Origin of the sequence: Sandarakinorhabdus oryzae, from assembly GCF_009733735.1 — a bacterium.
GTDB classification, from domain to species: domain Bacteria; phylum Pseudomonadota; class Alphaproteobacteria; order Sphingomonadales; family Sphingomonadaceae; genus Sandarakinorhabdus; species Sandarakinorhabdus oryzae.
On sequence record NZ_WNJP01000005.1, the window covers coordinates 1 to 19,790 of the forward strand.

The 19,790-nt window shown below is 65.2% G+C and carries 17 protein-coding genes; 4 read left to right on the plus strand and 13 right to left on the minus strand.

Going from position 1 to position 19,790, the window contains the following annotated elements; all coding sequences use genetic code 11:
• Window positions 1–585, plus strand: a 585-nt coding sequence (locus GJ693_RS16710) for a hypothetical protein (RefSeq protein ID WP_197041864.1), incomplete at its 5' end; no start/stop codon positions are given.
• A gap of 131 nt (window positions 586–716) precedes the next feature.
• The gene (gene lepA / locus GJ693_RS01225) at window positions 717–2,525 is read left to right on the plus strand and encodes a translation elongation factor 4 (protein WP_156254515.1); all 1,809 of its coding nucleotides are present in this window, start codon (window positions 717–719) and stop codon (window positions 2,523–2,525) included.
• A gap of 163 nt (window positions 2,526–2,688) precedes the next feature.
• Here the strand turns inward: lepA and GJ693_RS01230 are convergent, their stop codons facing one another.
• The 13 genes from GJ693_RS01230 to GJ693_RS01290 all read right to left on the minus strand — a co-directional run bounded on the left by GJ693_RS01230 (window position 2,689) and on the right by GJ693_RS01290 (window position 17,152).
• A complete protein-coding gene (locus tag GJ693_RS01230) occupies window positions 2,689–3,579 on the minus strand; it encodes a hypothetical protein (protein WP_156254516.1) in 891 nt (296 codons plus the stop codon).
• Between the two features lie 892 nt (window positions 3,580–4,471).
• Entirely contained in the window at window positions 4,472–5,455 is a 984-nt protein-coding gene (gene egtD / locus GJ693_RS01235) for an L-histidine N(alpha)-methyltransferase (protein ID WP_156254517.1), read from the minus strand.
• Entirely contained in the window at window positions 5,448–6,695 is a 1,248-nt protein-coding gene (egtB, locus tag GJ693_RS01240) for an ergothioneine biosynthesis protein EgtB (protein WP_156254518.1), read from the minus strand. Before egtB ends, egtD begins: the two co-directional genes overlap by 8 nt.
• 141 nt (window positions 6,696–6,836) lie before the next feature.
• Window positions 6,837–8,681, minus strand: coding sequence for an SLC13 family permease (locus GJ693_RS01245; protein WP_328598809.1), 1,845 nt, complete (start codon window positions 8,679–8,681; stop codon window positions 6,837–6,839).
• A gap of 646 nt (window positions 8,682–9,327) precedes the next feature.
• Window positions 9,328–11,040 carry an amidohydrolase gene (locus tag GJ693_RS01250; RefSeq protein WP_156254519.1) on the minus strand — a complete coding sequence of 571 codons (1,713 nt, stop codon included), beginning with the start codon at window positions 11,038–11,040 and terminating at the stop codon, window positions 9,328–9,330.
• A gap of 72 nt (window positions 11,041–11,112) precedes the next feature.
• Window positions 11,113–11,790 (minus strand): 2,3-diphosphoglycerate-dependent phosphoglycerate mutase, encoded by a 678-nt coding sequence (gpmA, locus tag GJ693_RS01255; protein WP_156254520.1) that lies wholly within the window; start codon window positions 11,788–11,790, stop codon window positions 11,113–11,115.
• A gap of 90 nt (window positions 11,791–11,880) precedes the next feature.
• Window positions 11,881–13,311 carry an ammonium transporter gene (locus GJ693_RS01260; RefSeq protein ID WP_156254521.1) on the minus strand — a complete coding sequence of 477 codons (1,431 nt, stop codon included), beginning with the start codon at window positions 13,309–13,311 and terminating at the stop codon, window positions 11,881–11,883.
• Entirely contained in the window at window positions 13,295–13,633 is a 339-nt protein-coding gene (locus tag GJ693_RS01265) for a P-II family nitrogen regulator (RefSeq protein WP_156254522.1), read from the minus strand. The genes GJ693_RS01260 and GJ693_RS01265 overlap by 17 nt, the downstream gene beginning before the upstream one ends.
• Before the next feature lie 106 nt (window positions 13,634–13,739).
• On the minus strand, window positions 13,740–13,943 hold the full coding sequence (locus tag GJ693_RS01270) for a putative signal transducing protein (RefSeq protein WP_156254523.1): 204 nt from the start codon (window positions 13,941–13,943) through the stop codon (window positions 13,740–13,742).
• On the minus strand, window positions 13,943–14,500 hold the full coding sequence (locus GJ693_RS01275) for a pyridoxamine 5'-phosphate oxidase family protein (protein ID WP_156254524.1): 558 nt from the start codon (window positions 14,498–14,500) through the stop codon (window positions 13,943–13,945). The genes GJ693_RS01270 and GJ693_RS01275 overlap by 1 nt, the downstream gene beginning before the upstream one ends.
• An 18-nt stretch (window positions 14,501–14,518) precedes the next feature.
• On the minus strand, window positions 14,519–15,949 hold the full coding sequence (tldD, locus tag GJ693_RS01280; RefSeq protein WP_156254525.1) for a metalloprotease TldD: 1,431 nt from the start codon (window positions 15,947–15,949) through the stop codon (window positions 14,519–14,521).
• A gap of 67 nt (window positions 15,950–16,016) precedes the next feature.
• Window positions 16,017–16,955 (minus strand): hypothetical protein, encoded by a 939-nt coding sequence (locus tag GJ693_RS01285; protein ID WP_156254526.1) that lies wholly within the window; start codon window positions 16,953–16,955, stop codon window positions 16,017–16,019.
• Window positions 16,952–17,152: a zinc-finger domain-containing protein gene (locus tag GJ693_RS01290; RefSeq protein WP_156254527.1), complete on the minus strand. Its 201-nt coding sequence runs from the start codon at window positions 17,150–17,152 to the stop codon at window positions 16,952–16,954. Before GJ693_RS01290 ends, GJ693_RS01285 begins: the two co-directional genes overlap by 4 nt.
• A gap of 87 nt (window positions 17,153–17,239) precedes the next feature.
• Between GJ693_RS01290 and GJ693_RS01295 the strand changes: the two genes are divergently transcribed.
• Entirely contained in the window at window positions 17,240–18,169 is a 930-nt protein-coding gene (locus tag GJ693_RS01295; RefSeq protein WP_156254528.1) for an ABC transporter ATP-binding protein, read from the plus strand.
• A complete protein-coding gene (nadB, locus tag GJ693_RS01300; RefSeq protein ID WP_197041865.1) occupies window positions 18,150–19,787 on the plus strand; it encodes an L-aspartate oxidase in 1,638 nt (545 codons plus the stop codon). Before GJ693_RS01295 ends, nadB begins: the two co-directional genes overlap by 20 nt.
• The last annotated feature ends 3 nt before the right edge of the window (window positions 19,788–19,790 follow it).

Below are 19,790 nucleotides of genomic sequence, written 5' to 3' on the forward strand. Positions count from 1 at the left end.
GCCGGCAATCTCGCCGCCGCGCTGCCGCACCTGGCCGCCAGTACCAACCTCGAAGCCCGCGCCCCGGCGCTCACCCGCGCCGCCACACGCCTGGCCACTGGCAACGCGCTGCGCATCGCCGCCACCCTGGCCGATGTCGCCCAGGCCGATGCCGTCACCACCCCGGTCTATATGCTGGGGCTGGAGGATCTCGCCGCCGGCCGCATCGCCCAGAGCGCCAAGCTGAAATTGTGGGCGCAGATCCTGCCCACCGAAGCCGGCGCGGTATCGGCCGAAGCCCGCGCCAGCGATGCGGCGTTCGCGCAGATGTCCAACGGGATTGGCGCCAGCCGCTTCCGCAACGCGCTCACCCGCATGGCCGCCGCCCCGCCCGCCGATGATGGCGAGGTGGCGCAGCTGCGCATCCCGGCCCTGCACATCAGCTGCCTGTGGCTGAAGGGCGGCCGCGGCGGTGACCGGTTCGAGGTGATCGAAGCGCCGCCGGGGGTGCTCACCGTCGGCCAGACTCTCAGCGCTGCCCAACTGGCCGCCGCGCTGAAAACCCATGCTGTCAGCCGCCTGGCCAACCGCGATGCGGATGGCTGAGACGGCTGTGTGGTGAGGGCCCGTCCGGGGCTGGCCGCGCCAGTGGCCGGCCCCGGATGTGGCCGGCCCCGGATGTGGGCGCGACGGCCTGACCGTTGCAACATGGGCCATGCCTGCTAAAGCCGGGGCCCATGTCCACACCGCAAGACCGTATCCGCAATTTCTCGATCATCGCCCATATCGATCATGGGAAATCGACGCTGGCCGATCGCCTGATCCAGACCACCGGCGGCCTCGCGCTGCGCGAGATGTCGGAGCAGGTGCTCGACAACATGGATATCGAGAAGGAACGCGGCATCACCATCAAGGCGCAGACCGTGCGCCTCGATTATCGCGCGGCGGACGGCAAGGATTATGTCCTCAACCTGATGGACACGCCCGGCCACGTCGATTTCGCCTACGAAGTCTCCCGGTCCCTCGCTGCCTGCGAAGGCGCGCTGCTGGTGGTGGACGCAGCGCAAGGCGTCGAAGCGCAGACGCTGGCCAACGTCTATCAGTCCATCGAGCACGACCATGAGATCGTGCCGGTGATCAACAAGATCGACCTGCCCTCGGCTGACCCTGACAAGGTGAAGAAGGAGATCGAGGACATCATCGGCCTCGATGCCTCCCAGGCCGTGCTGGCCAGCGCCAAGTCCGGCATCGGCATCACCGAGGTGCTGGAAGCCATCGTCACCCGGATTCCGCCGCCGAAGGGCGATCCGGACAAGCCGCTGAAGGCGATGCTGGTCGACAGCTGGTACGACCCCTACTTGGGCGTCGTCGTGCTGGTGCGCATCATCGATGGCACGATCAAGAAGGGCCAGCAGATCAAGTTCATGGCCGCCGACTCCATCCACCTGGTGGACCGGGTCGGCGCCTTCCGCCCCAAGATCGAACAGTTCACCGAACTCGGCCCCGGCGAAATCGGCTTCATCACCGCCCAGATCAAGGAAGTCGCCCAGGCCCGCGTGGGCGACACCATCACCGACGCCAAGAAGCCGGCCAACGAAGCCCTGCCCGGCTTCAAGGAAGTGCAGCCGGTCGTCTTCTGCGGCCTGTTCCCCACCGACGCCGCCGATTTCGAGAAGCTGCGCGACAGCATCGCCAAGCTGCGCCTGAACGACGCGAGCTTCAGTTTCGAGATGGAAACCAGCGCCGCCCTCGGCTTCGGCTTCCGCTGCGGCTTCCTCGGCCTGCTCCACCTCGAAATCATCCAGGAACGCCTGAGCCGCGAGTACGACCTCGATCTGATCACCACGGCGCCGTCGGTCGTCTATCACATCGCCATGCGCGACGGCAGCATCCGCGAACTGCACAACCCGGCCGACATGCCCGACCCGTCGTCCATCCTGCAGATCGACGAACCCTGGATCGAAGCCACCATCTATGTGCCGGATGAATATCTCGGCTCCATCCTGAAACTCTGCCAGGATCGCCGCGGCATCCAGAAAAACCTCACCTACGTCGGCGGCCGCGCCCAGGTCGTCTATGAACTGCCGCTCAACGAAGTCGTGTTCGATTTCTACGACCGGCTGAAATCCATCAGCCGCGGCTACGCCAGCTTTGACTACCACCAGATCGGCCACCGCGAAGGCGACCTGGTGAAGATGTCGATCATGGTCAACATGGAGCCGGTCGACGCCCTCTCCATGATCGTCCACCGCAGCGCCGCCGAAGCCCGCGGCCGCCACATGTGCGAACGGATGAAAGACCTCATCCCCCGCCACCTGTTCAAGATCCCGATCCAGGCCGCCATCGGCGGCAAAGTCATCGCCCGCGAAACCATCGCCGCCCTGCGCAAAGACGTCACCGCCAAATGCTACGGCGGCGACGCCTCCCGCAAACGCAAGCTGCTGGACAAGCAGAAGGAAGGCAAGAAGCGGATGCGGCAATACGGGAATGTGGACATCCCGCAGGAAGCCTTCATCGCCGCGCTGCGGATGGGGGATGATAATTGAGGCCATGATCCTCTCCCGCTGGGGGAGGTGGCGCCCGCTGGGCAACGAGGGGACGACGCCCTCTACCACAGAGTCCAAGCAGGGGCCTCCGGCGGGCAGGGTCGCAGACCCTGCACCCATGAGTGGAGTGTAAGCCTAATTGTGAGAGCGGACTTGTCTGCTACTAGCCTTGTTCCTTTTTGCGCCTTTCCTTGCGAAGGAAGATCTCCAGATAGTCCGCTAAGTCGCTCAGGCCGCTCGCAGTGATGGTTTCGGGGAAGATGAGTGTGACATCGCCGTCATCTAAGGGGAACATGGCCTTCCGCATTCCCTTTGCAGGCGGCTCGGGCGGCTCTTCTTTCGGCAGAGGCATCGTTGGGCGTTCCAAAGGAGCGCCATCTCCACCGAGTGGTCGTTGCTTAACGAAAACGTTGGCGACCTCCAGTCCAACCTCGCTGCCATCGACGAAAACCCATTTCGCGTCGCTCGAAATAGCGCGAACCCGCAACGGTTCCGCGTTAGCAATTACTCCTCCGATTTCGTAATCAACCAAGTCTCCTACTTGAGGGGCGCCAAAACGGGACTCTTCGCCAGGTTCGTTTTGCGACCCCTCGTCAGATTGCCTCTGACCTGCGCTTTGCTTGCTGGCTCCTTCATCAGTGAGTAGCTGCAGGGTGTCCAGGTAGGCCTTTGCTGCCGGCCGAATAGCAGACTGGTTGAAGCCTTTGCGGTTCAGAAATGTTTCAACGCCTTCATACGGCGGAATCATGTCGGGATAGCGGTCCTGCAACTCCCTGAACAAATTTGGTTCAAAGGCGGCAAATCTCAGCTGCTCCCTCTTCTCGGATTCGTGGTCCGGATGTAGGATTGCCTTAGCGCGAGCAGTCACCCGCATTTCGCCTTTTCCTGCCCGTTCGACCAACCCGTACTGTGCCAGCGCGGCCAAGGCTTTGTTGGCTGGGCCGCTAAGTCCCGAATAGCCAATCAGCTTCGCAGCAGCTTCTCGATCAACATTTGCATTCCGATAAAGGCGTTCAATTTTCCTCACCTCGTCCAATGCCTCACCCAAAGACATGTTTGGGTAGGATGGGCTCCGAACAGGCTGTGTCGCTGCGGCCATGTCATTCCTCCTGCGTCTCGTCAGCCTTTTGCCATATCCGAGAAAAAACAGCAATAGCGATTACTCGATGACTTGACGTCATGGCTGCCGATCCCCTATAGTGTCACGTGTGCCCAGTCGACGTAGTGCGACGCACATCGAAAGGCGGTCAGAATTATGGGCTGATGTAACGGAGCCGGCGCCGAGAGCCGGACAAGAAAAGGGCCGACCCAAAGGGCCGGCCCGTGGTTCAATCTCAGCGCCGAAGCGTCGCGATCTCTCCGTGTGGTAACTGAGAAATCGCACTTTCCGGCGCTGACTGCAAGGAAAATGCGATGATTTGGGTTTCCGCCTATCTTCGCGTGCGGTTTGGGCGTGTGGAACACGTCCGGCCGCACTGGCGTTCCTATCCTTTCTAAATAGAAGGGCTTGAGCCGTCGGAGTGCATTGCACCGCTGACTGAATTCAAAACTCTCGCCCCGCTTCGGCGGGGCGTTTTTTTGGAAATTGGGGGTTACCCTAAAACAAGCGGGTGCAGGGACTGCGTCCCTGCCCGCCGGAGGCTCCCTTTCCTCCCTCGTTGCAGCGCGCGCACATCGGGACGCTGTCCTACAGGGCGCTGGTGGCGGTATGATCGGCGTCCGATTGCCCGGGTGCTCTTTCCACTATTGACCCTGTCCAGGCGCGCGTGCGCATGAAGGGCGATTTGTAAGCTTTGTAACCTACAGCGGCGACGGCCGATGAATCGGAATCCGACACGAATCGTCAACAGTGTCAAAAATCACCGGCGCATAAGCGCTTGAAAACAAACGGGTGCAGGGACGAGTCCCTGCCCGCCGGAGGCCCCTCTTTCTTCTCCAACCGCCCTTCAGGGCTGCAGCGCGCCGTCGTGATGCCGCCACAGCTGCACGGTGAAGCGGTCGGCGTTGTCGGTCCAGGCGTGGGCGGGTGTCCAGCCGCTGGCGTGGGCCATCAGGCGGATTTCGGCGGGCGTCCATTTGTGGCTGTTTTCGGTGTGGATGGTCTCGCCCGCGGCCAGGCGGAAATTCTGCCCGGCGGCGGTGAATTGGGTGTCGCGGCGGGCGACCAGGTGCATCTCGATGCGGCCGAGGGCGGCGTTCCAGACGGCACGGTGAGCGAAATCATCGACGCGCACCGTGCCGGCGAGTTCGCGGTTGATGCGGTGGAGGAGGTTGCGGTTGAAGGCGGCGGTGACGCCGGCGGCATCGTCATAGGCGGCCTCCAGCGTGGCCACCGATTTGCCGGCGCCTGGGGCCAGATCGAAGCCGATCACCAGCCAGCTTTCCGGCCCGAGCAGGCTGGCAAAGCCGCGCAGCAGATCGATGGCGGCGCCGGGTGCCAGATTGCCGATGGTGGAGCCGGGGAAGAAGCCCAGGCGCGGCCGCGCGGCCACCTGTGCCGGCAGCGCGAAGGGCCGGGTGAAATCGGCGACCACCGGCAGGATCGGCAGGTGGGGAAACTGCACGGCCAGCGCCGCGGCCGACTGGTTCAGGAATTCGCCAGAGATGTCCACCGGCACATAGGCCGCCGCCGCCAGCGGCCGCAACAGCAGCGGGGTTTTCGCCGATGATCCCGATCCATATTCGATCACCGCCCGCCCCGGCCCCACCGCTGCGGCAATGGCGGCGGCACAATCGGCCAGGATCGCGGCTTCGGTGCGGGTGGGATAATATTCGGGCAGCTGGGTGATCGCTTCAAACAGCGCCGATCCGGCCTCATCATAGAAAAACCGGGCCGGGATGACCTTTTGCGGCTGACGCAACCCGATCAGCACGGCGCGTGCAAAGGCGTCGGCCGTGGCCGGGCCGGCCGGTTCAACCATGTCAGGCATCGCGCGCCAATCGCAGGCCGGTGAATTGCCAGCGCTGGTGGGGGACGAAGAAATTGCGCACGCTGGCCCGCGAACTGCCGCGCGGCGTGGCGCAGCTGGCGCCTTTCAGCACCATCTGCCCGCTCATGAACTTGCCGTTATATTCGCCCACCGCGCCGGGTGCCGGGCGAAAGCCGGGGTAGGGCAGAAACGCCGAGGCCGTCCATTGCCAGCAATCGCCGAACAGCCCGTCGCTGGCGCCCGTCGGCTGCACGGCCGCTGCACTGTCGAGCTGGTGGCCGGCCGCCGCATCCTGGCCGTGCGCGGCGACTTCCCATTCGGCCTCGGTCGGCAACCGGGCGCCGGCCCAGGCCGCAAAGGCGTCGGCTTCAAAATGGCTGATGTGCGTGACCGGCGCGTGCGGTGCCAGCGGCTGCCGGCCGGCCAGCGTCATGCTGGTCCAGCCATCGGTGCCGGCCTGCCAGCGCAATGGCGCCGTGATCGCGCAGCGCTGCACCCAGGCCCAGCCGTCCGACAGCCACAGGCGGGGATCGGTGTAGCCGCCATCCGCGATGAAGGCCTGCCATTCGGCGTTGGTCACCAGCATGTTCGCCAGTTGAAAGGGCCGCAGCAGCACATCGTGCGCCGGCCCCTCGCAATCAAAGGCAAAGCCGCTGCCGGCATGGCCGATCCGCACGATGCCGCCTTCATGGCTTTCCCAGCGACGGGCGCGGGCCGGCGCGTCGATCGGTGGCGCCGGCAGATAGGCCGGCTCCAGCGGATTGGCGGCAAACAGATCGAGGAGATCGGTGAGCAGCAATTCCTGATGCTGCTGTTCGTGATTGATGCCCAGCGTCACCAGCGCCAGCGCGTCCGCATCCAGCCCGGGCAGCGCGGCGGCCAGCGCGTCATCCACATGGCCGCGCCAGGCCAGCACATCGGCCAGCGCCGGCCGGGTGAGCAGGCCGCGCCGATCCCGGGCATGGCGCGGGCCAGCCGCCTCATAATAGCTGTTGAACAGAAAGCCGTAGCGATCATCAAACGGCCGATAGCCTGGCACATTGGCCAGCACGAACGTTTCGAAAAACCAGGTCGTGTGCGCCAGATGCCATTTCGCCGGCGAGGCGTCGGGCATCGACTGCACACTGGCATCGGCATCCGACAGCGGCGCGGCCAGCGCCACGCTCAGGCTGCGGGTGCGGTGCAGGGCAGACTGCAACGACGCCAGATCAACAGTTGCTGTGCCAGTGTTGGTGGCCATGCGGCGGTGCCCTCCCGGTCAGTCAGCAGTTCGCATCGGGCAGCGAAGGCGTTGCACCCTTTGCCTTACCCTCGCCACGGCCAGCCGAAAATGCAAGCCCGGCGGCCGTTGCGACCAGGGCCGGCAGAGCAAGGCAGGCCATCACAGGCCATAGCGCAGCGCGAGCAAGGTCGAGAGCGTGACCACCATCAGCGCAACCAGCGGCAGGCCGGTGCGCAGATAGTCTTTGAACTGATATTCGCCCTCCGACATGATCATCATGTTGGTTTGATAGGCAACGGGCGTCGCATAACAGAGATTGCAGCCAAACAGCACGGCCAGCACCAGCGGTTCGGCCGGCAGGCCCAGCGTGTTGGCCAGGCTGAAGGCAATCGGCGTTCCCACCGCGGCCGCCGTCGCGTTCGATGCGAAATTGGTCAGCACCGTCACGAACAGCATGATCGCGGCCAGCACACCGGCCGCCGGCAGATTCTGCATGCCCGATGCCAGCAGGCCGCCAATCCAGGCAGCCGCACCGCTCACCAGAACGAACTTGCCCAGCGCAATCGAAGCCGCCACCAGTACGATCACCTTGGCCGATAGCGCCCGCCCGACCCGATCAAACTTCACGCAGCCGGTGATGAACATCAGCACGGCGCCGCCCAGCGCCGAAACCGCGATCGGCATGACTCCGGTGCTGGCCAGGCCAACGGCAACCGCCATGATGATCAGCGCCAGGGTGGCCTTGTTCGATCGCGGCATCTCGCGGCCGCCTTCCAGGATCAGCAGGCCGTCGCGGCGGGCAAAGGCCTGGGCGTTGGTGATGGTGCTCAGCACCAACAGCACATCGCCCTCGCGCAGCAACGCCTCGGCTGACTGATCGGCCGTGTCGTGCATCAGCCGGCGCACCCGGTGCACCCCCAGCACCGCCACAGCTTCCAGGCCGGCGGTCTGCAGCGTCAGGCCGATCAGCCGGCTGTCGGGCGCGATGGTCATCTCGATCTGCGCCAGATCCTGTCCGTCCATCGCCGCTTCCCGGCGCAAGCGCGTCAACAGCCAGTCCGGCGCCGGCGTGGCGCCCAGCCGCCGCGCCGCTTCCTCCAGCGCCTCCTGCGAGCCTGACAGGTTCAACCGCGCGTCCGGCAACACGCTGGCATCGCCGCCCGGCGCAATGGCAACATCGCCCGGCAGCATCGCCGCCAGTTGCGCCATTGATTTGCCCAGCGCCGGCGCGTCCGATCCGAAACGGAAGGTGGCATGATACAGCCGCAGCTCTGGCGTGAGCGCGCTGCTGTTATCAGGTAGCAGGCGCGGCATCACCAGCCAGATATAGGGCAAGGCCACTGCGGCTGCCGCCAGCACGATCCCGGTGTAATGGAACACCCCGATCGGTTTCATGCCCAGATCGGTCGCGATCGACACCACCAACAGGTTGGTGGACGTGCCGATCGTCGTCGACATGCCGCCGATCAGGATCGCCGAATTGACCGGGATCAGCGTTTTCGACGCCGGCATGCCCCCCTTGCGCGCCAGCTGCACCAGGATCGGCAGCAGCAGCACCAGCACCGGCGTGTCGTTGATGATCATGCTGGCAAACAAGGCAATCACCAGCGTGACCAGCAGTCCGACCCTGGTGTTGAACCGCCACACCGTGTTGAGCACCCGCGCCGCCGGATCAAGCGCCCCCGTCACCACCAGCCCGCGCCCCAGCACCATCAGTGCGCAGATGGTGATCAGGGCATGATGGCCAAACCCCTCGAACGCCAGCGCCAACCCGTCCTGCGGCGCCGTACCCGGCAGCGGATAGAAATAGAGGCCCAGCGCGAGTGCGCCGATGGTGAGCAGCGAGATGATCTCGATCCGCGCCCGCCCCCGCGCAAACCCCGCAAACATCGCCACCGCCAGCGCGATCGCTGCAATCGCGTGCCAGGGGGGAAAAGCGGCCATCAACAAGATGTAGGCCGGACCCGGCCGCTTGACCACCACGTCCCACACGCGCCGCCGCACCACCCCCACACCCGGCCGCCAGCGGTGGCAAGGCGATTACCCGCGCCTGGGGCGGGGCGGACTGAGGGACGTCAGGTGGAAAGGAAGACGGCTTCCGGCGGGCAGGGTCTGAGAACCTGGGCCCACGTTCGTTGGCATCGCCCCTTTCCCCATCACCCGGGATTTGTTGCAGCGCGCACATCGTGGCGCTGTCCTACAGGGCGCTGGCGGGGTTATAATCGGCGACCGGCCCGCCCGGATGCTCTTTCCACGATTGATCCTGTCCAGACGCGCGTGCGCATGAAGGGCGATTTGTAAGCTTTGTAGCCGACAGCGGCGACGGCCGATGAATCGGAATCCGACACGAATCGTCAACAGTGTCAAAAATCACCGGGGCATAACCGCTTGAAAACAAACGGGTGCAGGGACTGAGTCCCTGCCCGCCGGAGGCTTGGCTGGCTGTCGTTCGCGACAAAAACGGCGAGATTTGGGGAAAGCCTGTGTTTTCAGGCTTGTAGACGGTTCAATCTGTCAAATGTGTCAAATAAGCCGGCAGGCGCCACCCCCTCCACCACGGCCCCTCCACCACCTTCGGTGGTCCCCCTCCCCGTCCTGCGGACAGGGAGGATCAGTCACCCCCGTCCTTCGGGCAGGGAGGAATGGCGGATCAGGGTTTGCGTTCGAACACCACTTTGCCCCGGAACAGCGTCATGTCGGCCTTCATGTCCTTCACCGCGGCGGTGGGGACCGAGTAGGGGTCTCGGTCCCACACGGCGATGTCGGCGGATTTGCCCACGGCGAGCACGCCGGAGTTGTCGGCGCGGATCAGGGGGGCGGCCCAGCGGGTGTAGCTGGTGAGCGCGGTGGTGATGGGGACGGACTCGGCCGTGCCGAAGGGTTGGGCGCCCCACACCTTGCCGCTGGTTTCGCGGGCGGTGGAGGCCCAGAGGCCGAGGCGGGCGGGGAACGGGGTGACGCCGGTGTCGGAGCCGCCGCCCCAGCGGATGCCGTTTTTCACGTAGGTGGCGTAGGGGTTGAGGCGCTGGCTGCGGGCCGGACCGAGGTTGGCGGCGTAAATGTCGCCGATCCACCAGGTGAAGGTGGGCTGGGTTTCGGGGTAGCCGGAGCCATAGTCGCGTTGCAGGGCGGCCATGGTGGCAATCGCGTGATCGGTGGGAATGTTGGCGTGGATGATGGAGAGGCGCAGGTCCTTGGTCGGGTGGGCCTTCAGGGCGTCGGCATAGCCGTCCACCACCCAGTCGATGGCCTTGTCCCCGATCGCATGGGTGCCGATGCCGATGTCTGAATTGATGAACATGGCAATCATCTGGCGATATTCGGCCGGGTCGATCTGGGGATAGCCGCTGTTGCCCCTGGCGATTTCGGTGCGGTGGTGGTTCCAGTCCTCATACATCCAGGCGGTGGGCGCGGCGCCGCTGCCGTCCATGAACAGCTTGACGCCGCAGACGGCGAGGCTGCTGTTCTTCACCGGCGCGATTTCCGCCTTGGCCTGTTTGATTTCGGCCAGCGCCTTGGTGGCCGTGGCCAGGGAGCGGCCGCCGGAAAAGAGCACGCAGGCGTTGATCGGGAATTGGCCGGCCTTCACCAGTCCCAGATAGGCCAGCCAATCCTCGCGGCCGATGGAGGGGTCCTTGAAGCCGGTCATGCCTTCTTCGTGGAGGCGGCGGATCATGTGGGAGAGCGCGGCCTGGCGCTGGGCCACTGTGGGTTCGGGGATGAGGCGGGTGACGAGTTCCTGCGCGGTTTCCTTCATCACGCCGGCGGGGCTGCCATCGGGCAGGCGCTCGATGGTGCCGGCGGTGGGGGTGGCTGTGGCGGCAGTGACGCCGGCCATTTTCAGGGCGAGGCCGTTGGCGACGCCATAATGGCCGGTGGTGTGTTCGAGCCAGACCGGGTTGTCGGGGGAGACGGCGTCGAGATCGGCAGCGGTGGGATAGGTGGTGGTGGCGAACTTGCCTTCATCCCAGCCGACGCCGAGGATCCACTGGCCCTTGGGCGTGGTGGCGACACGGGCCTTCACCGCGGCCACCATGTCCGCCACCGAGCGGGCGCCCGCCAGCGGGATCTGGTTCAGCTCACCCAGGCCGGTGGAGAGGATATGGGCGTGGGTGTCGATCAGCCCGGGGGTGGCGGCGCGGCCATGCAAGTCGATCACCTTCGTCCTGGGGCCGACCAGTTTCTTGATGGCGGCATCGCTGCCCACTGCGCTGATCTTGCCGCTGGTGATGGCGAGGGCCTGCACGACGCTGTCCTTCGCGTCGGCCGTGAGGATGCGGCCGTGGAGGAGGACGGTATCAGCGGGCGCGGCCAGTGCCGGCGAGGCGAGAATCATCGATGCTGCGAGGAATGTCCGGATCATGTCTGCCCCCTGCCCTGTGGTTGCCGGCAGTCTGGCAGTATCTTGACACTCGTCAAGCTGTTGGGGTGGCCCTCAGATGTAGCGCCGGGAGATCGCCGTCAGATCGTCCGCCAGCTCATAGACCATCGGCTGGCCGGTCGGGATTTCCTCGTGGACGATCTCGTCGTCGGACAGGCCGGAGAGGTGCTTGACCAGGGCGCGCAGCGAGTTGCCGTGGGCGGCGATGATGACGCGCTTGCCGGCCTTGAGTTCGGGGGCGATGGCGGCTTCCCAATAGGGCAGCACGCGGGCGATTGTGTCTTTCAGGCTTTCCGCAGTGGGGATGGCAATGCCGGCGTAGCGGCGGTCGGCGGCAAGATCGAAGTCGCCACCGGGGGCGAGCGGCGGCGGCGGCACGTCGAAGCTGCGACGCCAGATCTTCACCTGGTCCTCGCCATATTTGGCGGCGGTGTCGGCCTTGTTGAGCCCGGTGAGGCCGCCATAGTGGCGTTCATTGAGGTGCCAGTCTTTCGTGACCGGCAGCCAGAGGCGGCCCATGCTTTCCAGCGCCAGGTTGAGCGTCTTGATGGCGCGGCTCTGCACGCTGGTGAAGGCGAGATCGAAGTCGAGGCCGGCAGCGGCAATGCGCTGACCCGCGGCGATGGCCTCGGCGATGCCCTGGTCGGTCAGGCCGACGTCCCACCAGCCAGTGAAGCGGTTTTCGAGGTTCCACTGGCTCTGGCCGTGGCGGAGGAGGACGAGTGTCGGCATGGGCAGCGTCTTAGCGGCGGCCTTGGGCAAAGCCAAAAGAAAATGGCCGGGAGGTTTCCCTCCCGGCCATGCTTACGCTGGGTACGCCACTCAGTAGTTGTAGGCGCGTTCGCCGTGATCGTTGATGTCGAGGCCTTCGCGTTCGACATCGGCGGTCGGGCGCAGGCCAATCGTCTTCTTGATGACGAAGAACAGCACGAAGGAGACAAGGCCGGACCAGACCACGGTATAGCCCACGGCGGTGGCCTGGGTGATGACCTGGCCCATCATGTCGTAGGCGCCGGCGGTGGCCGGGAACACGGTGTAGTCAACCCAGCCCTGGCCGCCCAGCGCCGGATCAGCGACAATGCCGGTGCCGATGGCGCCGACGATGCCGCCGATGCCGTGCACGCCGAACACATCGAGCGAGTCGTCATACTTCAGCATCGACTTCACCTTGGAGACGAACAGGAAGCAGATCGGCGAGACGATGAGGCCAAGCAGGATGCTGGTCATCGGCGCGGCAAAACCCGACGCCGGGGTGATGGCGACGAGGCCGGCGACGGCACCCGAGGCAGCGCCCAGCATGGAGGGCTTGCCGTGGACGATCTTGTCGCACAGCGCCCACGACACGGCGGCCGCGGCGGTGGCGACGAAGGTGTTGATGAAGGCCAGGGCAGCAAGGCCGTTGGCTTCCAGGTTGGAGCCGGCGTTGAAACCGAACCAGCCCACCCACAGCAGCGAAGCGCCGATCATGGTCATGGTCAGGCTGTGCGGGGTCAAGGCCTCCTTGCCGTAACCGATGCGCGGGCCGATCACGAGGCAGCCCATCAGGCCGGCGATACCGGCGTTGATGTGGACGACCGTGCCACCAGCGAAGTCCAGCGCGCCCTTCAAGTAGAGCACACCGGCGTCGTCCTTGGCGTCGGACAGGAAGTCAGGGCCAGCGAAATACCAGACCCAGTGGGCGACCGGGAAATAGACGATGGTCAGCCACAGCACGGTGAACACCATCAGGCCGGTGAACTTCACACGTTCGGCAAAGGCGCCAACGATCAGCGCCGGCGTGATGCAGGCGAAGGTCATCTGGAAGATCACATAGGTATATTCGGGGATGTAGACGTTGTTGGAGAACGTCGCGGCATAGGTGCCGACGTTGACGCCCTGCAGGAACGCCTTGGAGAAGCCGCCCACCCACGGCGAACCGCCAGTGAAGGCCATGGAATAGCCGTAGCAGACCCAGAGCAGGGCGGCGACCGAGACGATCATGAACACCTGCATCAGCACGCTGAGCATGTTCTTGGTGCGCACCAGGCCGCCATAGAACAGGGCCAGGGCCGGGATCGACATCAGGAGCACCAACGCGGACGAGACGAGCATCCAGGTGGTGTCACCCTTGTTCACCATGCCCGCCATCTGTTCGGCGGTGGGGGCCTTGATCAGGTCTGCGGCCAGGGCGGGCGCACTGGCAAGGCCCGCCAGCAGCCCGGCGGGCACCAGGGCCAGCGCACGGCGCGGCGAGAGGTCAAAGAGCGGTTTCATCAATTTCCCCTGTTCTGATCCGGACAGCCGTTTCGATACCGGCCACGAAGATCTTGCCATCCCCGATGCTGCCCGTGTGGGCAGCCTGGGTGATGGCATCCACCACGCGGGCGGCATCATCATCTTCCACGACCACTTCGATTTTCAGCTTGGGCACCAGGTTGACGTTATATTCTGCACCCCGATAGATTTCGGTCTGGCCCTTCTGGCGGCCGAATCCGCGCACTTCGGACACGGTCATGCCCTGCACGCTGCACAGCATCAGCGCCTCGCGGACATCTTCCAGTTTGAACGGCTTGATGATTGCCGTGACCAGCTTCATGGCCAAACGCTCATCCTTGTGGTTGCAGTGCAGCAGCCTTGCCGCAGCGCGCGCGGCCGCAACATAAGGCGTTTGCCGCAGCGGCAGGCCGCCGCCGCCGGCTGCGTCAGTGCGGGCTGGCGAGGATGGCGCGGGCGGCGCTGGCATCTTCTTCGGCCACCATCAGGCGGATGCCGGAAATGCCGGGGCCGATCAGGCTGGCGATGCCGGCATCGAACAGCACGGCGGGAATGCCGGCCGAATCGAGCAGGCTGCGCAAGATTTCCGCCTCCACGGGTGAGAAGACAGTTTCAACGCAGGCGAGCGCCATCAGCTGTAAGGCAGCAGCGACGGCGGCGTGACCGGCAGCCCATCGATGGAGCGGTTGCGCTGTTGATATTTGGCCAGGCGTTCGGCCGGCTCTTCCTGGGCGTGGAACTTGCGTAGGGTCTGGCGTTCCTCGACCAGCTTCATCTTGGGCACCGCCCAGCCGCAGCTGGTCTGGGTCGATTCGACGCTGATCACGAAGATTTGGCGCACACCGCGTTCGATGGTGAACTGCGCGGCCAGGCCATCCCATTCCGCATCCTGCGGCAACACGAAGCGGCCGCGGCCATAGATGCGGTAGATCAGCGCCGGCTGATCAAAGGCGCAGAACATGATGGTAATGCGGCCATCGGCGGCCAGGTGCGCGTTGGTTTCATTGCCGCTGCCGCCATAATCGAGATAGGCGCAGCTGCGCCCGTCATTGAGCACACGGAACGTGTCGAGCCCCTTAGGGCTGAGATTGATGCGCGAATCGGGCGCGGCGGTGGCGACGAAAAACACCGGCTGGCGGGCGATGAAGGCCGCGTGATCGGCCGTGATATGATCAAAAAAGTCCGACATGCCGCCCTCCCGCTGTGTTCAGGCGGCCGTGCCGCCGACGGTCAATCCTTCCACCAGCAAGGTCGGCTGGCCAACGCCGGCCGGCACGCTCTGCCCGGCCTTGCCGCAGATACCGACGCCTTCATCGAGCGCCATGTCGTTGCCGATGGCCTTCACCCTGGTGAGCACGTCCGGGCCGTTGCCAATCAGCGTGGCGCCCTTCAGCGGACGGCCAAGCCGGCCATTTTCGATCTCATAGGCCTCGGTGCAGGAAAACACGAATTTGCCGCTGGTGATGTCAACCTGGCCGCCGCCGAAGCTCTTGGTGTAGATGCCCTTCTTGACGCTGGCGAGGATATTGCCCGGGTCTTCATTGCCGCCCAGCATGAAGGTGTTAGTCATGCGTGGCATCGGGGCGTGGGCATAGGATTCGCGGCGGCCGTTGCCGGTGGGGGCGACCCCCATCAGGCGGGCGTTCAGCCGGTCCTGCATATAGCCCTTCAGGATGCCGTCCTCGATCAGCACCGTGCGACCTGTGGGCGTGCCTTCATCGTCCACGGTCAGGCTGCCGCGGCGCTGATCGAGGCTGCCGTCGTCCACCACGGTCACGCCCGGCGCCGCCACGCGCTCGCCGATGCGGCCGGAAAAGGCGCTGGTGCCCTTGCGGTTGAAATCGCCTTCGAGACCGTGGCCGATGGCTTCGTGCAGCAGGATGCCTGGCCAGCCGGGGCCAAGCACGACCGTCATCTCGCCGGCCGGGGTATCGACGGCGTCGAGGTTCACCAGCGACTGCGCCAGCGCGATGTCGATGGCACCTTCCCAGGCATCGTCCTTGAACAGCGCATCATAGAGATAGCGCCCGCCGAGGCCGTGGAAGCCGGTTTCGCGGCGGCCATTCTTTTCGGTGACGATCTGCACGTTCAATCGCACCAGCGGACGAACGTCGCGCACGCGGGTGCCGTCACCGCGCAAGATCTCGACGACGCTCCAACTGCCGAGCAGGCTGGCCGAGACCTGGACGACACGCGGATCACGGGCGCGGGCGGCGGCATCGATCTGCTGCATCAGCGCGACCTTGGCCGAAAAATCCACGCCAGAGAGCGGGTTGGCATCGGTGTAGCGGCGCGCGTTGGTCGGCATCGGCGGCAGCGCCATGGTGCCGCCATGGCCATCGCGCACCACCTTGATGGTGTCAGCGGCGCGGGCAATCGCGGCCTGGCTGAGCTCGTTGGCGTGCGCAAAGGCAGTCATCTCGCCAGCGACGCCGCGCAGGCCGAAGCCCTTCATCGTGTCGAAGCTGGCGGATTTCAGCCGGCCATCATCGAAGGCGAAACTCTCCGACACCGCATATTGCAGATAGAGCTCGCCATCATCGCAGCCATTCAGCGCATCAGCGACCTGGGCGGCAGTGCGGTCCGGATCGAGGCCGGTATCGGTGTAGAACAGCTGGGTGGCATCAGGGGTCGTCATGGCCAAGATATGGGCCAGCGGGGGCAAAAGGGAAAGGGGGGCGGCAATCAGGCCAGCCGCTTGGCGCTCAGCTGAACTTGCAGGTGAGCAGCCAGCGTTCGCCGACACGATCGAAGCTGATGCGGCTGCAGTAATCGAGCACGTCGCGGCCGATCAGGATCCACGGGTCGCGGCCGCGCTTGCGCTTGCGATCGGCGGACACGGTGATCGTGTCCTCATCGTCACTGGCAGTCGACGTTCCCTTCGCAGCCGCATCGATGGCGCGGGCCTGGCTTTCCGACACGCGCACGCCCAACTGCCGCATCGGCAGGCCGGCGATGGTCAGCCCCGATTTCGGTGTCAGCGCCTGGTAAGGCAGCGCGACGCCCGGGAACGGCCGCCAATAGCCGACCGCGTTGGCGCGCTTCGCCAGGCCGGCCTCCACCAGCGCTTCACCGGCGCGGGCGTTCATCACCGTGGTCGGGCTGTTGAGCTCCAGGCTGACATCCACCTCCTCGTCACCGATTCGCGAGGTGATGCCGGTTTCGCCGCTGCCCTTTTTCTTGAGGACAAAAGTCTGGCTGCCTGGCGGCGTCTCTTTCAGGATCACGTCGATGCGGTCGGCCTTCAAAGCGCCGATGGTCAATATGCCATCGGCGTCGCTGGCGATGGCGCGGCTCACCCACACCGCCGGCACCTTCTTCGATGGCAGGCCGGCCGGCGTCATGGTGGCAAGGTTGAAGCGGAAGGTCGCCTCTCCGCCGGGGATCAAGGCGTTCTTGAAGGTGCGCTTGCCAAAGAAGGGAAAGGGCTTCAGTCCGGCGCGGGCGGCCGGATCCATATTGAGGATGAGCGCAGTGTCGAAGCTCAAGGCGATGCGGATGTTGAGCGTCGCCTGCTTCACCGTGACTGGCAGATAGGGGTTGCCGGTTTCGGCCGCGCGCAGCGTAAACACGGCCGGCGGAGCGATCTTGGCCGCGTTCACCGGCACCGCCGCCAGCAGCGCCAGCGCCAGCAGCGCCCTCATCGCTTGTCAGCCGGGCCGCCCGCCAGGATAAAGCGGCGATCGCAATAGCCGCAATCGGCAAAGCCCGACGCATCGATCTGGATCCACACGCGCGGGTGGCCGTCGCCGCCGCGTTCATCGCCATCACAATAGACGCGGGCGGTGTCGGAGACGTAGGTTTCGGGGGCCGGAATGGCGAGGGCGCGGGGCACAGTCATGACCTTATTCTATCAGCGCGGCGCGGCAAAGTCACCCTGCCGCACCCTCCCCTTGCCCCACTTCCCGCCCCGGTCTATCCCCAAGCCATGAGCGACACTGCCATCAGCCTGAAGGGCCTGACCAAGACCTATGCCGGCGGCAAGCAGGCGCTGAAGGGCATCGATCTCGACATCCCGCGCGGCTCCATCTTCGGCCTGCTCGGGCCAAATGGCGCCGGCAAGTCGACTACCATCAACATCCTGGCCGGTCTGGTGAACAAGACCGCCGGCACGGCGCGCATCTGGGGCTTCGACATCGACGAGCATCCCAGGAACGCCAAGGCCAGCATCGGCATCGTGCCGCAGGAACTGGTGTTCGATGCCTTCTTCACGCCGTTCGAAACGCTGGAATTGCAGGCCGGCCTGTTCGGCGTTCCCAGGGCGCAGCGCCGCACGATGGAGTTGCTCAAGGCCGTGCGCCTCGACGACAAGGCGCATGTCTATTCGCGGACACTGTCAGGCGGGATGAAGCGGCGGCTGCTGGTGGCCAAGGCACTGGTGCACAACCCGCCCGTGCTGGTGCTGGATGAACCGACGGCGGGCGTGGATATCGAGCTCAGGCAATTGCTGTGGGATTATGTCCGCACCCTGCACGCGGCCGGCACCACCATCGTGCTGACCACCCATTATCTCGAGGAAGCCGAGAGCCTGTGCGACCGCATCGCCATCATCAACCATGGCGAAGTGGTGGCCAATGACGAGACGGCCAAGCTGCTCGGCACCACTGGCGACAAGGTGCTGGAAGTGGTGGTGGACCGCGATCTTGCCGCCGTGCCGCCGGCGCTGGCCGGGTGCAAGGCGGTCGAAATGAAGGGCCCGCGCACGCTGGTCATCACCTATGACAAGCGCACCAACAATGCCGGTGCTGTTCTGGCGATGGTGGGTGCTGCCGAGCTGGGCGTGGTCGATGTCTCCACCCGCGAGGCCGATCTGGAAGACGTCTTCCTGGAATTGACCAGTGGCAAGACTGCCGCCTGAGGCCCGCCATTTCGATGCCATCGTCATCGGATCGGGCGCGGCCGGGCTGACGGCGGCGTTGCACCTGGCCGAACGCGGGACCGTAGCTGTGCTGGCCAAGGGCGATCTGGCCGACGGATCCACTGCGTGGGCGCAAGGCGGCATCGCGGCGGTGCTCGATGCCGGTGACACGGTGGAAGCCCATGTCGAAGACACGATGGTGGCCGGCGCCGGGCTCAATCACCGCGCCACGGTGGAATATGTCGCCGCCAATGCCAGTGCCGCGATTGATCGGCTGGCAGCGTTGGGCGTGCCGTTCAACCCGGGCGAGACGGTCTCCGAACGCTGGCACCTTACCCGTGAAGGCGGCCACAGCCATCGCCGCATCGTGCATGTTGATGATGCCACCGGATGGGCGGTGAGCCAGGCGCTGATCAAGGCGGCGCAGGCGCACCCCAACATAACACTGGTGCCGCACATGGCCGCGGTGGATCTGATCACCCATCGCCACGTGCTGCACGAACGCTTCCCGGCGCGACGCTGCCATGGCGTCTATGCGCTGGATGTGAAGAAGCGCCATGTCGTGCGCTTCCTGGCGCCGGCCACCGTGCTGGCCACCGGCGGGGCGAGCCGCGTCTATCTTTATTCCACCAACCCCGATGGCGCGACCGGGGACGGCATCGCCATGGCCTGGCGCGCCGGCTGCCGTGTGTCGAACATGGAATTCAACCAGTTCCACCCGACCTGCCTCTATCACCCCAAGGTGCGCAATTTCCTGATCACCGAAGCCGCGCGCGGTGAAGGCGGCCAGTTGAAGCTGCCCGACGGCAGCCGTTTCATGGACCGTTATGACGAGCGGCTGGAACTGGCGCCGCGCGACGTGGTGGCCCGCGCCATCGATGCCGAAATGAAGCGGCTCGGTCTTGAACATGTGCTGCTCGATCTCACCCATCTCGGCGCCGATTTCGTTACCTACCATTTCCCCACCATCCACGCCCGTCTGCTGGAACTGGACATTGATTGCACGCGCGTGCCGATCCCGGTGGTGCCGGCCGCGCACTACAGTTGCGGCGGCGTGATGGTCGATCTGGACGGCCGCACCGATCTTGATGGCCTGTGGGCGGCTGGCGAAGTGACACAGAGCGGCCTGCACGGCGCCAACCGGCTGGCGTCGAACTCGCTGTTGGAATGTCTGGTGTTCGGCCAGGCCGTGGCCGACGATATCAATGCCCAGCGAATCCACGCCGCTTCCGCCCCGGCGGCGGCGCCCGAGGTGAAACCGTGGGATGAAAGCCGGGTGACCGACAGCGACGAGGAAGTGGTGATCGCCCACAACTGGGACGAGATCAGGCGCACCATGTGGGATTATGTCGGCATCGTGCGCACCGATAAGAGGCTGGAGCGCGCGGCCCACCGGGTGAAGAATCTGCGCAAGGAAGTGCAGGACTATTACGGCAATTTCCGCGTCACGGCCGACCTGATCGAACTCAGGAACCTGGTGACCGTGGCCGATCTGATCGTGCGCTCTGCCCGGCGCCGCCGCGAAAGCCGCGGGCTGCATTACAGCACCGATTATCCCGGGCTTGCCACCGAGGCTGTGGACACCATCCTCGATCCCAGCCTGACCCGCGAAGCGTGAAAT

What these genes read in the sequence shown, in the direction of transcription:
- GJ693_RS01250 (WP_156254519.1), bottom strand. Translation starts at nt 11,040, where the DNA reads ATGATCCGGACATTCCTCGCAGCATCGATGATTCTCGCCTCGCCGGCA.
- GJ693_RS01285 (WP_156254526.1), bottom strand. Translation starts at nt 16,955, where the DNA reads ATGAGGGCGCTGCTGGCGCTGGCGCTGCTGGCGGCGGTGCCGGTGAAC.
- egtD (WP_156254517.1), bottom strand. Translation starts at nt 5,455, where the DNA reads ATGCCTGACATGGTTGAACCGGCCGGCCCGGCCACGGCCGACGCCTTT.
- GJ693_RS01290 (WP_156254527.1), bottom strand. Translation starts at nt 17,152, where the DNA reads ATGACTGTGCCCCGCGCCCTCGCCATTCCGGCCCCCGAAACCTACGTC.
- GJ693_RS01295 (WP_156254528.1), top strand. Translation starts at nt 17,240, where the DNA reads ATGAGCGACACTGCCATCAGCCTGAAGGGCCTGACCAAGACCTATGCC.
- GJ693_RS01270 (WP_156254523.1), bottom strand. Translation starts at nt 13,943, where the DNA reads ATGGCGCTCGCCTGCGTTGAAACTGTCTTCTCACCCGTGGAGGCGGAA.
- egtB (WP_156254518.1), bottom strand. Translation starts at nt 6,695, where the DNA reads ATGGCCACCAACACTGGCACAGCAACTGTTGATCTGGCGTCGTTGCAG.
- lepA (WP_156254515.1), top strand. Translation starts at nt 717, where the DNA reads ATGTCCACACCGCAAGACCGTATCCGCAATTTCTCGATCATCGCCCAT.
- GJ693_RS01275 (WP_156254524.1), bottom strand. Translation starts at nt 14,500, where the DNA reads ATGTCGGACTTTTTTGATCATATCACGGCCGATCACGCGGCCTTCATC.
- GJ693_RS01230 (WP_156254516.1), bottom strand. Translation starts at nt 3,579, where the DNA reads ATGTCTTTGGGTGAGGCATTGGACGAGGTGAGGAAAATTGAACGCCTT.
- GJ693_RS01260 (WP_156254521.1), bottom strand. Translation starts at nt 13,311, where the DNA reads ATGAAACCGCTCTTTGACCTCTCGCCGCGCCGTGCGCTGGCCCTGGTG.
- GJ693_RS01265 (WP_156254522.1), bottom strand. Translation starts at nt 13,633, where the DNA reads ATGAAGCTGGTCACGGCAATCATCAAGCCGTTCAAACTGGAAGATGTC.
- tldD (WP_156254525.1), bottom strand. Translation starts at nt 15,949, where the DNA reads ATGACGACCCCTGATGCCACCCAGCTGTTCTACACCGATACCGGCCTC.
- gpmA (WP_156254520.1), bottom strand. Translation starts at nt 11,790, where the DNA reads ATGCCGACACTCGTCCTCCTCCGCCACGGCCAGAGCCAGTGGAACCTC.